Raw genomic sequence first — 13,685 nt, 5'->3', positions numbered from 1 at the left:
TTCAATTCATGACGAAGCCGCCGTTGACGGGCAGCACCTGCCCCGTCACGAAGCGCGCGCCATCGGACAGCGCATAGGCCACGGCGCCCGACACATCCTCGGGCCGCTGCTCGCGCTGCAGCGCACGCTGGTCGATGTACAGGCGGTGGCGGTGCTCGGGCACGTATTCCGTGGCCTCCACCAGCACCAGGCCCGGCGCCACGGCGTTGATGGTGATGCCGTCGGCCCCCAGCTCGCGTGCCATGGAACGCGTCATGGCCATCACAGCGCCCTTGCTGGCCACATAGGCCATCAGGTTCGGGGCGCCCCACATCGCGGTGTCGGACGCCAGGTTGACGATGGCGCCCCGGCCGCTGTCGCGCAGCGCGGCGCGGCAGGCGCGCGTCATCAGCCACACGCCGCGCACGTTCACGTTCATCACCTGGTCCCACTTGTCCAGATCGATGTCGTCCATGCCCTTGCCGCCCGAATCGGTCACGGCCGCGTTGTTGACCAGGCCGTCCAGCCCGCCCAGCGCCTGCACGGCCTGCTGCGCGCAGCGCTCTATCGACTCCGGATTGCCGGCATCCAGCCCGAAGCCATGGGCCTCGAAGCCCTGCGCACGCAGCCGGGCCACGGACTCGGCCAGCAGCTCCTCGCGCAGATCGGCCATGGCGACACTCGCGCCCTGCTCGCAAAAGGCCTTGGCGAACGCAAAGCCCAGGCCGCGCGCCGAGCCTGTGACGAGGATGCGGCGGCCGGCAAGCTGGCCTGTGGAGGGCGTGGTGTTCATGGCGTACCTCAATCGAAGGGGGTTTGTGTCTGTTTCAAATTTGAAATGACACTTTTTTCTTGAAACAAGCGTGAGTTTAGGACTGATGGTTCGGGGTGGGATTGGGGAAAACACGGAGACGTGTGGGAAATGGATGACAGAGGTGTGTCTGGGTGTGTGTTTTTCGGGGTCTTTTTTGATGCTTCCTTGATGCTTCCTTGGTCTGCTTTGGACGCATGCCCGGCCTGCGGGCAGAGGCCGGGTTTCGGCCCGGCGGCCGACCGACTTTCTTGCCGCGCGGCAAGAAAGTCGGCAAAGAAACGCGCCCAAATGCCCGCGACCCCTGCGCTTCGCTCCGGGGCAACCTGCGTCGTGGCGGTTGCGGGGTTCGCTGCGGAACTCGCTGCGTTCACTGCGTGAACTCCGCTCAGACAACCGCAGCGAGTCAGTTGACGAAGCAGTCCTGTCCTTCGGCAGGACTGCAACCCCGCAACCACCACGCCGCAGGCGCGTTCATACGGGGAGTGGATACGGGCCGTCGCTTCGCTCGGCCTGGGGTTTGAGGCGGGGTTGTGGAATGCCTCTATGATTTCGGTGGCCCCCTGTTCCGGGGCTGGTGCTTCAAAACACCTTTTCTCAAAGCGGTGCGGCCTCTCCGTTAACGAGGCCTTGTCACGTCTGAATCACTGGACAGTGGGCGCATGCCCACGTCCCTGCGGTTACGGGCGGGATGGGGCTACCCGTAAGGGCGTCCGCACGGCTTTGAGCGTGTTTTGAACATCCCGTCCACCTTCTTCGTGCGTCAAAACGCGGATTTGGTGGTTTCACGTCTCTCTCAAAGGAGCACGGAAACATGAGCGATCAACAGCATCCTCTGCCCGCCCACGCCAGCATCGAGCAACTGGCCCGCACCCTCACCGAAACCAACAGCTGGGTCCGCGAGGCCTGCAATGAGATAGGGGCTCTGGCCCAACTGGCCCTGGCCAGCCTGCATGCGCCGGAGGACTACCAACGCCCGCAAGCCCTGGCCCACGCCCTGCGCACCATCCGCGACGCCGCCGAGTCCCTGACCGACTACGTGCAAGGCGAAGCCAGAGCCGCAGGCTGCGACGCCACGTACCGCGCCAGCACATAGCCAGGCCGAGCGCAGCGAAGGCCCGAGCAAACTCCCCGTATGTCAGCGCCTGCGTCGGGCCGCCTGCGGGGTTGACCTGCAGCGCAGCGAAGGGGTCGCGGGCATTCGGTTGCCGTCTTTGACCTGACCTTTCTTGGCGAATCAAGACGGGCCATCGGCTGCCGGGCCAGGAACCAGGCATCAAAACCAAGCAATCGCAGTGGCAGGAATTCGCCTCGCGTCCAGCGTCAAGGCTTTGGCCTCCGATGACACACGGGCTACACGGTCATCAGTAACGACACGCAGCAAAATAGTACTTTTTTAGATACACTTTTCCGATGGAAGAGCCCATTCTTTCCGTTGTCTTCTACCGATCCGATGCCGGCAAGGAGCCCGTGCGTGACTGGCTTCGTGAACTTACGGTGGAAGACCGCAAAGCCATCGGCGCCGATATCAAGACAGTCCAGTACAACTGGCCTCTGGGCATGCCGGTAGTACGCAAGATGGAGCCAGGACTGTGGGAGGTGCGGTGCAGCATTGCCGATGGCATCGCACGTGTCCTATTCACGGCCCAGAATGGAAAAATGGTTCTGCTGCATGGCTTCATCAAAAAGTCGGCCAACACCCCCGGGCCGGATCTGACAACTGCCAGAAACCGGCTCAAGAAGCTGAGGAATACCCCATGAACAAACATCTAGGCAGCAATTTCGATGACTTCCTCGAAGAAGAAGGCCTGCTTGAGGAGGCCACAGCTATCGCAGTGAAGCGGGTGATTTCCTGGCAATTCGCACAGGCGATGAAAGCCCAGAAAGTCAGCAAGACCGAGATGGCGACACGCATGCGCACCAGCCGCATGGTGGTGAACCGCCTGCTGGACGAAAACGACACCGGCGTCACCCTGGCCACGTTGGCCCGCGCCAGCGTGGCGCTTGGCACGGCTTTGCACTTTGAACTGGACGATGCGACGGTTCTCCAGGCATCAGCGGCATAAAAGCACTACCGCTCAGCGCTGCGCCGACAGCCGCCGCAAAAATCCATCCACCACCCGCAACGCATACCGACTAGCCACCACCCTCACAAACTCCGCAAAGTCCAAATGCGCACTGTCATCCGCCCGATCGGAAACAGTCCGCATCGCAGCAAACGGCACGCCATAGTCCAGGCAGGCCTGCGCCACCGCAGCCCCTTCCATCTCCACCGCCAGCACCTCATGCCCTGCAGCACGCAGGCCCTGCGCCAGGGCGCAAGAGGCGCCCGCCGTACCCACGAACTGGTCACCGCTGGCAATCAGCCCCTGGTGCGCGCGCGGCGCCGTGGTGGCGTGGGCGGCGCGCAGGTCTTCGCCCGCCTCGGCCACGCAGGCCTGGGCGGCCGCCAGCAGCGCGGCGGTCATTTCGGGGTCGCAGGGCAGGCGCGTGCGGCCGTAGCCAGGCATTTCCCAGCGCGGGAAGATGGGCGAGGCGTCCAGGTCGTGCTGCAGGTATTCGTCGGCCACGACGACATCGCCCACGCGCACGCCTTCGCCCAGGCCACCGGCCACGCCGGTGAAGGCGATGCGGCGCACGCCGAAGCGCTCGATCAGTGCCGTGGCCGTGGTGGCCGCCGCCACCTTGCCTATGCCCGACAGCGCGCAGACCACGTCGTGCCCATGCAGGCGCCCGCGCCAGAACATGCGGCCGGCGTGGGCCGTGCCCTGGGCGTCGGACATGGCATGGACCAGGCCTTCCTGTTCCTGCGGCAGGGCACTGAGGATGGCGATGGTCATGGTGGCTTCTCTTTCAACGTTTCAACGGCACAGGCAAAAAGCAAAGGCGGCCCGGAGGCCGCCTGCGGGGCGAAAGCGCCCATTGTGCCGCGAGCCTGTGCCCGGTGCGGCTCAGATGGCGATGGCCGTGGCCTGGTTGAGCACGGCGCGCACCACGCTGTAGACGGTGAGGGCCGAGGTCTTGGGGTTGGCCTCCAGCGGCTTGCCGCGCATGGTCAATTCCATGGAACCGAAGGCGCCGCGCGCGGCCACATGGTGCACGTTTTCGTCCACTGCCGGGTCGGCGTACAGGCGCACCGTGGTGCGGTCCAGGCCCATGCCGGCCAGCGACAGGGTGGCGGCCACGTTGGCGTTCTTGGGGTAGAGCTGGGCGGCCTCGCGCGCGCTGCCTTCGAAGATGCAGAAGGCTTCCTTGAGGCTGGCGAGGTCGCAGCGCTGTTCTGCGGGCGTGCCGGTCCAGGCCAGGGGCGGCTTGCGGCCGGTGTAGACCACTTCGTCCAGGCCGCCGATGCGGGCTGCGGCCAGCGCATCCACGCCGCCGATGGCGCCCGACAGCAATTGCACCTGGGTGTCTCCGGCCTCGGCCGCCGCCTGCACGGCCTCGGCCATGCCCGGGGCGCTGAGTGCGCCGATGGAGGCCACGACGGCAGGAATGCCGCGCCGCAGGGCGGGCAGCACATGCTCTTCGATGGCGGCATGGCCCGCGCACTCCACGATGAGGTCGGGCCGGTCTTCGGCCGCCAGCGCAGGCAGTGCGCGCGCCTGGGGCGCATGCCGGGCCAGGGTGGCGCGCACGGCGTCCGTCACTTCGGGCACAAGCACCCAGCCCACCTGCACCGCGGCATGGCCCTTGAGCAGTTCGAGCACGCTGGCGCCAATCGCACCGCAGCCAATCACAGCAATATTCATCGTCATTTCTTTCTGAGCAAGAACGCGCTGAAGGCCGGTGGGGGCACCGTCTCCTCAGCGCAGAAAACCAGGATGCTGGGTGCGCAGGTGGCCCGTCAGTTCGACGGCGGCCTCGCGCACCTGTTCCACCCAGTGCGCCATGCGCCCGGGTGCGATTTCGGTAAAGGCCACGGCCATGCCCAGGCCCGCGATGATGCGGCCCTGCGCATCGCGCACGGGTGCGGCAATGCTGGAGACGCCGGGCTCGTAGAAGCCCTCGCCCATGGCGTAGCCGCGCTCGCGGTCCTGCAGCAGCAGCTGCTGCAGTTGCTGCACGTCGCGCGGGGTGCTTTCCGAGAATTGCGGCAACTCGCTGCCGCCGAAGAGTTCGCGCAGCTGGTCTGCGTCCATGTCCTGCAGCAGGGCGCGGCCCAGCACGGTGGCATGGGCCGGCAGGCGCGAGCCCACGCGCACGGCGCCCTGGAAGGCGCCGGCCGGCGCAATGCGCGCCACGTAGACCACGGAGGTGCCGTCCAGCAGCGCCAGGTTGGTGGTGAAGCCCAGGCGCTCGCACAGCGCCTGCAGCACGGGCTCGGCCAGCTGGGCCAGCGGCTGGGTGGACAGGTAGTCGTAGCCCAGGCGCAGCACGGACAGGCCCAGCCGGTACTCGGTGCCCGAGCGTTGCAGATACCCCATGTTCTCCAGCGTCGTCAGCATCCGGAACACCGTGGAACGCGGCAGCGCCAGGGTGCGCGCCAGGTCGGGCGCGCTCCACACGGGCTGCGAAGGCGTGAAGCAGGCCAGCAGGCGCAGGCCGCGCTCCAGCGCGGGGACGGTGTAGCGGTCGTTGTCGTTCGAGAGGGTTTCGGAGGTGTCGCTCATCGCAATTCGGGCCGGTAGGCCATCAGGTCAGCAGGGTGGCCAGCCTCTGTGCGACATCCGCAGGTTGTTCGACGACAGAGGCATGGCCGGCTGCCGCAAGCGTAACGTACCGCGCGCCCAGCCTTGCGGCCCAGGCCGCGCAGGCAGCGGGCGGCGTGACCACGTCGTGCTCGCCCACCCAGACCTCGACCGGCATGGCCAGTTGCCCCGCCGCCTGCCCCAGGTCACTGCCGCACAGCAGCTCCACGGCCTGGGCGTAGCCGGCAGCATGCAGGCGCGCCGTGTTCCAGCGCACCCATTGGCGCACGGGCTCGGGCGCGGCGGGCGAGACCAGGCGCTGGTCGATGGCGGCGGCCAGGCCTTCGATGCCTTTTTCCTGCAGGGCCGCAAGACGGCCCTGGCGTACCTTGGCCTGCTGCTCGCCCATGCCGGGTGCGCCATAGCCGCCAGCGGGGCTGATCAGCACCAGTTGCTGCACGCGCCCGGCACCGGCCTGCACCGCCCAGGGCGTGCCCATGAGCGCACCCAGCGAGTGGCCCACCAGCAGGCAGCGGCGCACGCCCAGCGCCTGCAGCGACTGCTCCAGCACGCGGGCGTAGTCGGCGCCCGTGGGCACGGCGGGTGCCAGCGGCGTGGAGCGGCCATAGCCGGGCGCGTCCCAGGCCAGCACGCGCGTGCGCGGCGCCAGCGCCAGGGCCACGTCCATCCAGGAGGCGGCGCCCGAGCTGATGCCGTGCAGCATCACCACGGCAAAGTCCGAGGCCGTGTCGCCGGCCTCGCGCCAGGCGGCCTGAGCGCCACCGGGCAGGGCGATGAGGTGTTCGGGGAACTGCGCCTGAAGGCGCTGTTCCATGCGCTGCAGCGTCTGCGCGGTCATGGCAGGCCCGCTACTCAACGTTTGATTTTTGCCAGAGGGTGCTCGGGCGGGTATGTGGGCGTGATGGGCTTCTTGGCGCCCAGCATCACGCACATCAGCGCGTCTTCGTCGCCGATGTTGATCTCCTCGCGGTACACGCCGGGCGGCACGGAGACCACGTCGCGGTCGGTGAGGATGGTCTCGAAGCGCTGGCCGTCCTTCTCCAGCACGAGCTTGAGCTTGCCGCGGATCAGGAAGAAGACTTCCTCCACATCGGTGTGCAGGTGCGAGGGGCCTTCATTGCCAGCTGGGATGACCATGGTGGAGAAGGTGAAGTTCTCGGACGGGATGGTGTTGCTGTCCGCAGCCACGCCCGTGCCGCCCGTGCCGATGTAGCGCATCTGGCCACGGCGGTACTTGGGGTCGAAGTCGGCCTGGAACTTCAGCGCGTCGAAGTCGTACTTGCGCGTGGAAAACCGCGCCACGCGCGACTCCATCCATTGTTCGAAGCTGGAGCCTTCGGGCTGGTCCCAGGTGCGGGGCGTGTTCTGAGCGGATTCGGACATGTGTCTCTCCATCAACGTCGGTGGACATGGCGGGGAAGGTGCCATTTGTTTTATCCATGAATCACAGTTCATGGGGTAAAACAATTATAGGAAGATTGATCGCACGCAACAAGGGCCACATGCGCAGCGGCATGTGGCCCCTTTGCTGCCCAGTCTGTTGAGGGAACAGCGATGCGGGTGCCTCAGGCAGCCATGCTGCGCCGCCCAGGCCGAAAGCCCGCCTGGCTGGCCGGCCAGACCACGGACAGGCAGGCCAGTGCCAACACCGCCAGCGCCCAGGGCAAGGCGCGGGCACCCAGCCAGCCCAGCAGCAGTCCACCCGCCACGCCGCCGCTCGCCACGGCCAGGTTGAAGACCGTCACCAGCATGGACTGGGCGACGTCGGCGCCCTCGCCTGCCGCATCGGCCAGCGCGGTCTGAAGCAGCGTGGGTGCGCCGCCAAAGCTCAGCCCCCAGGCCGCAACCCCGATCAGAACGGCCACGGCCGACTGCCCGGCCAGCCCCAGCACCAGCGCAGACACGGCGAACAAGGCCAGGCTCAACACGGTGAGCGCGCGCAACCAGCGGTCCACCAGCAGGCCCGTGAGCCAGATGCCGGCAATGGCCGCAAGGCCGAACAGCAGCAGCACCACATCCACCCTTTGCCCCAGCCCTGCAGAGACCAGGAAAGGCGCGATGAAGGTGTAGAGCATGTTGTGGGCCAGCATCCAGCCGAACAGCGCCAGCAGCACGGGACGCACGCCGGGCACGAGCAGGATGCGCGCCACGGGCTGGCGTTGGTGCGCCGTCTGCCCGGCGTAATCCGGCACACCCAGCCGCACCCAGGCCAGCAGCAGCAGGCACAGCGCCGACAGCGCCCAGAACACGCCGCGCCAGTCGAACAGGCTGCCCAGCCAGGCGCCCAGCGGCACGCCGGCCGCCAGGGCCAGCGGCTGGCCCACGCCCGCCACGGCCAGTGCACGCCCCTGCAGATGCGGCGGCACCATGCGCCGCGCATAGCCGGCCACCAGCCCCCAGATCACGCCCGCAGCCATGCCTGCGGCAAAGCGGGCGACCAGGGTCAGGCCGTAGTGGCCGGACAGCGCGGTGAGGCTGTTGAAAAGCAGCAGCCCGCCCACCGCCGCCATGAACAGCGGCCGGCGCCTGAGGCCGCGCGTGGCGGCCACGACGGGAATGGCGGCCAGTACCGAACCCAGCGCGTACAGCGTGACCATCTGGCCGGCCATGGCTTCGGACACTGCCAGTCCCGTGCCGATCTGCGGCAGCAGGCCGGCCGGCAGGGTCTCGGTCATGATGGCCAGAAAGCCTGCCATCGCCAGGGCCAGCAGCCTGCCCAGCGGCAGGCCCGTGTCGCCGGAGGTGTCCATGGGCTGGTTCATTGCCTTGTCCTCGCTGCGCATCTCAGGCATGGGAGGCTGGATGGGATGCCAGGTGGGATGCCGCCATGTCCTTGTCGCCATGCCCGGCGGCCAGCGCGCGCTCGAAGCGGCGCAGCCCGGCCTGGGCGCCATCCAGCAGCAGGCCTGCGCCGGCTGCGGCATCGGCCACCAGTTGAGCGTCCTTGACGGCATTGGCCACGGTGAAGCTGGCGTCGTAGCGGCCTGACAGCATGGCAGCGGCCTTGGCCTGGAAGAAGCCGCTGTCCATGGGCCCGTCCGTGACGGCATCGACCACCAGGGCCGGCTCTATGTCCAGCCCCTTGGCCAACGCCAGGCTTTCGGCCAGGCCATGCGTGAGTGCGAAGGCCCAGTGGTTGAGCGCCAGCTTGAGCCGGCTGGCGGCGCCTGCCTGCTGCGCAATCCACAGGCTGCGTTTGCCAATGGCATCGAACACCGGCTGCACCTGGCCGCGCTGCGCCAGCGGGCCTGCGGCCAGGATGACCAGCTGGCCCTGCTCGGCCGGCTGGCGCGTGCCCTGCACGGGGCAGTCGTAGAAAACCAGGCCATGCCGATCGGCGAACTGCGCCAGCGGCGCGATGGCGTCCACACCCACCGTGCTCAGTTGCAGCCACAGTGTGCCCGGCTGCAATGCGGGCGCTGCAGCCTGCATGGCCTGCAGCACGGCCGGCCCGTCCTTGAGCACAGTGACGACGATGCGGGCGCCACGCACGGCGTCGGCCGCATCGCCACAGGCCTGAACGCCGTCGGCCGCAAGGGCCTGGGCCTTGGCGGCCGTCCGGTTCCAGGCGCGGACGGTGAAGCCCTTGCGTTGCAGGTTGCGCGCGACGGGCGCACCGATCAGGCCCGTGCCGAGCACGGCAATGGTGGTTTGAAGGTTTGAATGCATGGGAACTCCAGGGTGATGAGAGAGTGAAACAGACACGGAAAACCGAAAGCCGGATTACTGGAACGATCATTCCAATTCAAGGAAAATAAAAACCCGCAACGGCACGAAATGCGCGCGGCGGGTGACGGGTGGCCGGCTACTGCGCCTGCAGCGCCATGTCGACCACGTCGACCACATCCATCAGGCACTGGCGGCGCTGCGGCGCGCTGCTGCCCTTGCCCAGCACGCGCAGGCCCTGTACGGTGTTCAGGACGAAGCGCGCCAGGGCGCGCGGCTTTTTGCTGTCGGTGATGTCGCCTTCCTGCTGGCCGCGCAGGATGAGCTTTTCCAGCGCCTTTTGCAGGCGCTGGAAGTTGCCGGCCACCCTCTCGGCCACGGCCTCGTCATGGCCGGCCAGCTCCAGCGCGGCATTGGCGACCAGGCAGCCACGGCGCCCGGCATCGCTCAATTCGTCCTGCACGATGCGCAGCAGCAGCTGCCGCACCAGGTCCCGGGCGCGCCCCGGGCCGGACAGCAGTTCCACGTTGGAGGTGGTCACGGCCTCATAGCGGCGCAGCGCATGCTGGAACAGCCCCTGCTTGTTCTCGAAGGTGCCGTACAGGCTGCTGCGCGACAGGCCCGTGCCGTCCACCAGGTCCTGCACCGAGGTGGCCGCGTAGCCGCGCTGCCAGAACACCTGCATGGCGGCGTCTGCGATGTCATCGGGGTCGAAGTCCTTGGTGCGCATGGTGGCTCATTGAATTGGAACGATCATTCCACTCAATGTAGGCGGCCGTGTCACGGCTGTCAAGATTGCGCCAAAGGGCCTTCACTCGCAGGGAATTTCCAGCCCGACCTTCACGCGGTCCAGCGCCACGATGGTCTTGAACCATTTGACGTTGGGGTTCTCGGCAAACAGGCGCCGCGCCAGGGCCTCGTACTCCTGCATGGTGGCCACGGTGAGCACGAGCACGAAGTCCACCTCGCCCGTGACGTAGTAGCACTGCTGGACCTCGGGCACGGCGAAGTGCGACTTCATGGCGTTGAGCGCGTCGATGCTGGTGCGCTCGGTCATGACCTCCACGATGATCGTGATGGGCCGGCCCACGCGCGTGGGGTCCACGGTGGCGGCCTGGCCGGTGATCACGCCTTCGGCCTGCATGCGCTTGAGGCGGCGCTGCACGGCGGCCGTGGACAGGTTGACCTGCTCGGCCAGCAGGCGCAGCGGCACCGTGCTGTCGCGCTGGACGATGGCCAGGATGGCGCGGTCGAAGCCGTCCAGGTCGGCCAGGTGAGCAGGGTGGGCGGTGTGCTTGGTCATGGGAAGCGAGGACTTTTGGAGGGTGAGAAATTTTCTCGCAAACACCCCCAATTCAGAGACCAAAAAACAGGTTCCGCGAAATAGTATTTCTTCGTTTTCCGCATCCAACGCATGCGGACCCGCCTGCCGAGAAAGCCCATCCCATGGCCACCCTGCTCCACCTGTCTCCCGTGTTTCTTGTGATGTCCATGCTCATGGTCTTGCGCCGCCCGCCTGTGCAGGCGGCCATGGCCGGGGCGGCGCTGGTCGCCCTGCTGTGGCTGGTCGATGCCTGGATGGCGACGGGCACCGCCGCTTCCGGCGCCGCCCTGGCCGCAGCGCGCGACACGGGCGTGCTGTTCCTCAGCACGGCCTTCGTGATCGTGCCGGGCCTGGGCTTTGTGATCCTCATCGAACGCATGGGCGTGAACCAGGCGCTGAGCCAGTGGGTGCGCTCGCTGGGCCTGGGGCCGGCCGATCAGGTGGTGTTCATCGTGCTGGGCCTGGCCCCGCTGCTGGAGGCGATGACGGGCTTTGGCGTGTCGCTGATCGCCACCGTGCCGCTGCTGCTGAGCCTGTTCGAGCGGCGCGCCGCACTGCGCATGGCGCTGGCGGGCATGGCCATCATGCCCTGGGGCACGCTGGGCCTGGCCACGGTGATCGGTGCCTCGCTGGCCCATGTGGACGCGGCAGCGCTGGCCGCTGTGTCCTCGCTGACCAGCGCGCCGGTGTTCCTGATACTGGGCGCCCTGTCCCTGCACTTGGCCGGCGAGCGCGGTGCGCGGGCCTGGCTGCTGCTGGGCGGCTTTGGCCTGCTGTTCGTGGGCGTGCTGCATGGCATCAGCCGCTGGCTGGGTCCCGAGGTGGCGGGCGTGGGCGCAGGCCTTGCGGTGGCGCTGGGCATGCTGGTGCGCGCACTGCGCATGCGCGGCCGTGCCCAGGCGGCACCCGGCTGGCCGCGACAGGCCTGGCCGTATCTGGCGCTGGCCCTTGCCATCGTGCTGCTCAAGCTGCTGGCCCTGGCCACGCAGTGGGACCAGCGCTGGATCTTGCAGGGCGCCCAGGTGGCCTGGAAGCCGCTGGCCTCGCCCGGCGTGGCGCTGACCCTGGTGCTGGCCCTGCTGCTGGCGCGCGGGGCCGGCCGTGGCGTTGCCCTGGCTGGTGCTCTGGCCACCCGCGCCAAGCGCCCGCTGCTGACCATCTTCTTCTTTCTGGCCATGTCCCAGATGATGGTCAAGGCTGGTTTCCTGTCCGGCCTGGTGCAGCTGCTGGCCGAGCTGGCGCCCGCTGCCCTGGCGCCCATCGTGGCGGCCTTCGGCGCGCTGGCCGGCTACATGACGGGCTCCAACGTGGGCGGCAACGCGATCTTCATGCCCGCCATCGCCCTGCTGCCCGAATCCTCGCGCCTGCTGCTGGCCGCCGTGCACAACAGCGCCGCCGGGCATGCGGCACTGGGCTCCCTGTCCATCGTGATGCTGGTGCTGGGCCTGGCACGGACCAATGCCCAGGAAGAAGGCGAGCTGGTGCGCTTCGGCTTTGCGCTGGCGTGTGCCAATGCGGCTTTGGTGGCGTTGGCGGCCTTGGTTGTGGGTGGGGTGGGGGTGGTTTGATACTCGTTAAACAGTATTTTTCCGTCAATAAATTCAATAATTTTGAGAATTTGCGTCAATTCTGTCTGTTCATTTGCACAAGCTTCCAGTTTTCCGACAAGCCTTGTGCCTCGCCAATGCATGGATTATTGAAGTTTTGCGACATTTATTTAAGTAAATGCAATAATTTCCGTCAATCATCCAAGCGCTGGTCCACCAAACCATGAAGAAAACGTCAATCCTCGATGACACGCTTTTGCTCAACGCGGAGCTCACGGCTGCGCAGCAGCGAACGGTGCAGCGCCGGGTGGCAAACGGCGAGCTATTCCGGATTCGCGCGGGCGTGGCCACCTCCATCGGCAAAGAGTCGGAATGGCCTGCGCTGCTGAGCCGCAACCTCACGCGGATCGTGGCGGCATTTGCACCTCAAAGCGTGCTCAGCTTCAACACTTGGTTCACTGGCGGCCGCACGGTCCGTGGGGAAGTCCACCTGGTGGGAGAAGCGCGCAAGACGGTGAGGCTGCCCGGCCTGACCCTTCAGGTCTGGCAAGGGGCGCCTTGCCAACCCGGCGATGTGCCCATGAGCGGCCGCCCTGTCTACTTCGCTTCGCAAGAACGAGGGCTGCTGGAGAACCTGTGGCGCAATGTGGGTTCCAGGGCTGCGGGCAAGGCCGGAGTGGAAGAGAAGCTTCTGGAAATCTGCGATGCGCGGGGCGAGAAAGCGCTGAACCAGCTGCGAGACCAAGCTCGCGCGATTGCGCCTGCGCTGGGTCGCCAGGCAGAGATGGCAACGCTGGAGAACCTCATCGGAGCGATTTTGAGCACACGGTCACCCGCCCATCTTCTGACGGACAAGGCCAAGGCGCGCCGGGCAGTCCCGCCTTACGACAGCGACCGCATGGGCCTGTTCGAGACTCTGGCTGCGCATCTGCGCAGCACGGAATTTCCCCGCATCCCTTCGGTCGCACGCAGCGATGCCGCAAAACGCCATTTCGCCTTCCTGGAGAGCTACTTTTCCAACTTCATCGAAGGCACCGAGTTCGAAGTCTCTGAAGCACGCGGCTTCGTGCTGCAGGGCGTTCCCATCGAGCACAGGCCCCAGGACTCTCACGACATCATCGGGGTCTACGAGCAATGCCTGAGCCCCAGCTGGTCGACCCTGACCTTGCCGGCCGGCGAGCCCGTGCTGCAGCAATTGCAGGATCGCCATGCCTTGCAGATGAAGTACCGCCCCGAGGTCGCCCCAGGCGCTTTCAAGCTCAAGGCAAACCAGGCCGGCAACTCTGCCTTTGTGCTGCCCGGGCTCGTGCGCGGGACCCTGATCGAGGGCAGCAAGCTGCTTGCCAGCATTCCGGAAGGCTTGGCGCGTGCGCTGTTTTCCATGTTCCTGGTGGCCGAGGTCCACCCCTTCGACGACGGCAATGGCCGGCTGGCGCGTCTGGTCATGAACGCTGCGCTGACCCTGGTCGATGAATGCCGGATCATCATCCCGACGCTGTACCGGGAAACCTATCTGGACTGCCTGCGCCGCCTGACCAGAGAGGCCGACCCTGTGCCGTTCGTGAAGGCCATGACGCACATCCAAAGCTGGACCAGCCGCTTCGACTATGAAGACTTGGACCAGGTCATCGCGGCGATGCAGTCGTGCAACGCCTTCGAGCGTTCGCTGACGCAATACAAGCTCAACATGCCTGCGTCACGCGAGTAAG

Annotated in this window: 15 protein-coding genes; 5 read left to right on the top strand and 10 right to left on the bottom strand. The window is 66.8% G+C overall.

Features of this window, described 5'->3' with window-relative positions; genetic code table 11:
* Position 1: 1 nt before the first annotated feature.
* The gene (locus BO996_RS04920) at positions 2–772 is read right to left on the bottom strand and encodes an SDR family oxidoreductase (protein WP_071954165.1); all 771 of its coding nucleotides are present in this window, start codon (positions 770–772) and stop codon (positions 2–4) included.
* Between the two features lie 832 nt (positions 773–1,604).
* On the opposite strand from BO996_RS04920, the gene BO996_RS04915 reads away from it, so the two are divergent.
* The 3 genes from BO996_RS04915 to BO996_RS04905 all read left to right on the top strand — a co-directional run bounded on the left by BO996_RS04915 (position 1,605) and on the right by BO996_RS04905 (position 2,856).
* Positions 1,605–1,886: a hypothetical protein gene (locus tag BO996_RS04915; protein WP_071954164.1), complete on the top strand. Its 282-nt coding sequence runs from the start codon at positions 1,605–1,607 to the stop codon at positions 1,884–1,886.
* A gap of 317 nt (positions 1,887–2,203) precedes the next feature.
* Positions 2,204–2,551 (top strand): type II toxin-antitoxin system RelE/ParE family toxin, encoded by a 348-nt coding sequence (locus BO996_RS04910; RefSeq protein WP_071954163.1) that lies wholly within the window; start codon positions 2,204–2,206, stop codon positions 2,549–2,551.
* Positions 2,548–2,856 carry an XRE family transcriptional regulator gene (locus BO996_RS04905; RefSeq protein ID WP_013804512.1) on the top strand — a complete coding sequence of 103 codons (309 nt, stop codon included), beginning with the start codon at positions 2,548–2,550 and terminating at the stop codon, positions 2,854–2,856. The genes BO996_RS04910 and BO996_RS04905 overlap by 4 nt, the downstream gene beginning before the upstream one ends.
* 12 nt (positions 2,857–2,868) lie before the next feature.
* On the opposite strand, the gene BO996_RS04900 is transcribed toward BO996_RS04905, so the two are convergent.
* From BO996_RS04900 to BO996_RS04860, 9 genes are all read right to left on the bottom strand, one after another.
* Positions 2,869–3,630, bottom strand: coding sequence for a 5'-methylthioadenosine/adenosylhomocysteine nucleosidase (locus tag BO996_RS04900; protein ID WP_071954162.1), 762 nt, complete (start codon positions 3,628–3,630; stop codon positions 2,869–2,871).
* Between the two features lie 111 nt (positions 3,631–3,741).
* A complete protein-coding gene (locus BO996_RS04895) occupies positions 3,742–4,539 on the bottom strand; it encodes an aspartate dehydrogenase (RefSeq protein ID WP_071954161.1) in 798 nt (265 codons plus the stop codon).
* A 54-nt stretch (positions 4,540–4,593) separates the two neighbouring features.
* Entirely contained in the window at positions 4,594–5,400 is an 807-nt protein-coding gene (locus BO996_RS04890) for an IclR family transcriptional regulator (RefSeq protein ID WP_012202883.1), read from the bottom strand.
* Between the two features lie 22 nt (positions 5,401–5,422).
* On the bottom strand, positions 5,423–6,277 hold the full coding sequence (locus BO996_RS04885) for an alpha/beta fold hydrolase (RefSeq protein ID WP_071954160.1): 855 nt from the start codon (positions 6,275–6,277) through the stop codon (positions 5,423–5,425).
* Between the two features lie 14 nt (positions 6,278–6,291).
* On the bottom strand, positions 6,292–6,822 hold the full coding sequence (locus BO996_RS04880) for a cupin domain-containing protein (protein WP_012202881.1): 531 nt from the start codon (positions 6,820–6,822) through the stop codon (positions 6,292–6,294).
* 182 nt (positions 6,823–7,004) lie between these two features.
* Positions 7,005–8,201 (bottom strand): MFS transporter, encoded by a 1,197-nt coding sequence (locus BO996_RS04875; RefSeq protein WP_071957026.1) that lies wholly within the window; start codon positions 8,199–8,201, stop codon positions 7,005–7,007.
* Positions 8,202–8,223: 22 nt separating this feature from the next.
* Entirely contained in the window at positions 8,224–9,108 is an 885-nt protein-coding gene (locus BO996_RS04870; protein ID WP_071954159.1) for an NAD(P)-dependent oxidoreductase, read from the bottom strand.
* 136 nt (positions 9,109–9,244) lie between these two features.
* Positions 9,245–9,835 carry a TetR/AcrR family transcriptional regulator gene (locus tag BO996_RS04865; RefSeq protein ID WP_013804518.1) on the bottom strand — a complete coding sequence of 197 codons (591 nt, stop codon included), beginning with the start codon at positions 9,833–9,835 and terminating at the stop codon, positions 9,245–9,247.
* An 81-nt stretch (positions 9,836–9,916) separates the two neighbouring features.
* Complete coding sequence (locus BO996_RS04860; protein WP_016449824.1) at positions 9,917–10,408, bottom strand: Lrp/AsnC family transcriptional regulator; 492 nt, start codon at positions 10,406–10,408, stop codon at positions 9,917–9,919.
* A gap of 143 nt (positions 10,409–10,551) precedes the next feature.
* On the opposite strand from BO996_RS04860, the gene BO996_RS04855 reads away from it, so the two are divergent.
* Positions 10,552–11,997: an L-lactate permease gene (locus BO996_RS04855; protein WP_071954158.1), complete on the top strand. Its 1,446-nt coding sequence runs from the start codon at positions 10,552–10,554 to the stop codon at positions 11,995–11,997.
* Positions 11,998–12,232: 235 nt separating this feature from the next.
* Positions 12,233–13,684, top strand: a complete 1,452-nt coding sequence (locus BO996_RS04850) for a Fic family protein (protein WP_198041269.1) — start codon at positions 12,233–12,235, stop codon at positions 13,682–13,684.
* Position 13,685 lies beyond the last annotated feature (1 nt).

It is taken from the genome of Delftia sp. HK171 (genome assembly GCF_001886655.1).
GTDB lineage: Bacteria > Pseudomonadota > Gammaproteobacteria > Burkholderiales > Burkholderiaceae_C > Comamonas > Comamonas acidovorans.
This window is presented reverse-complemented; position numbering and strand designations above follow the sequence as displayed.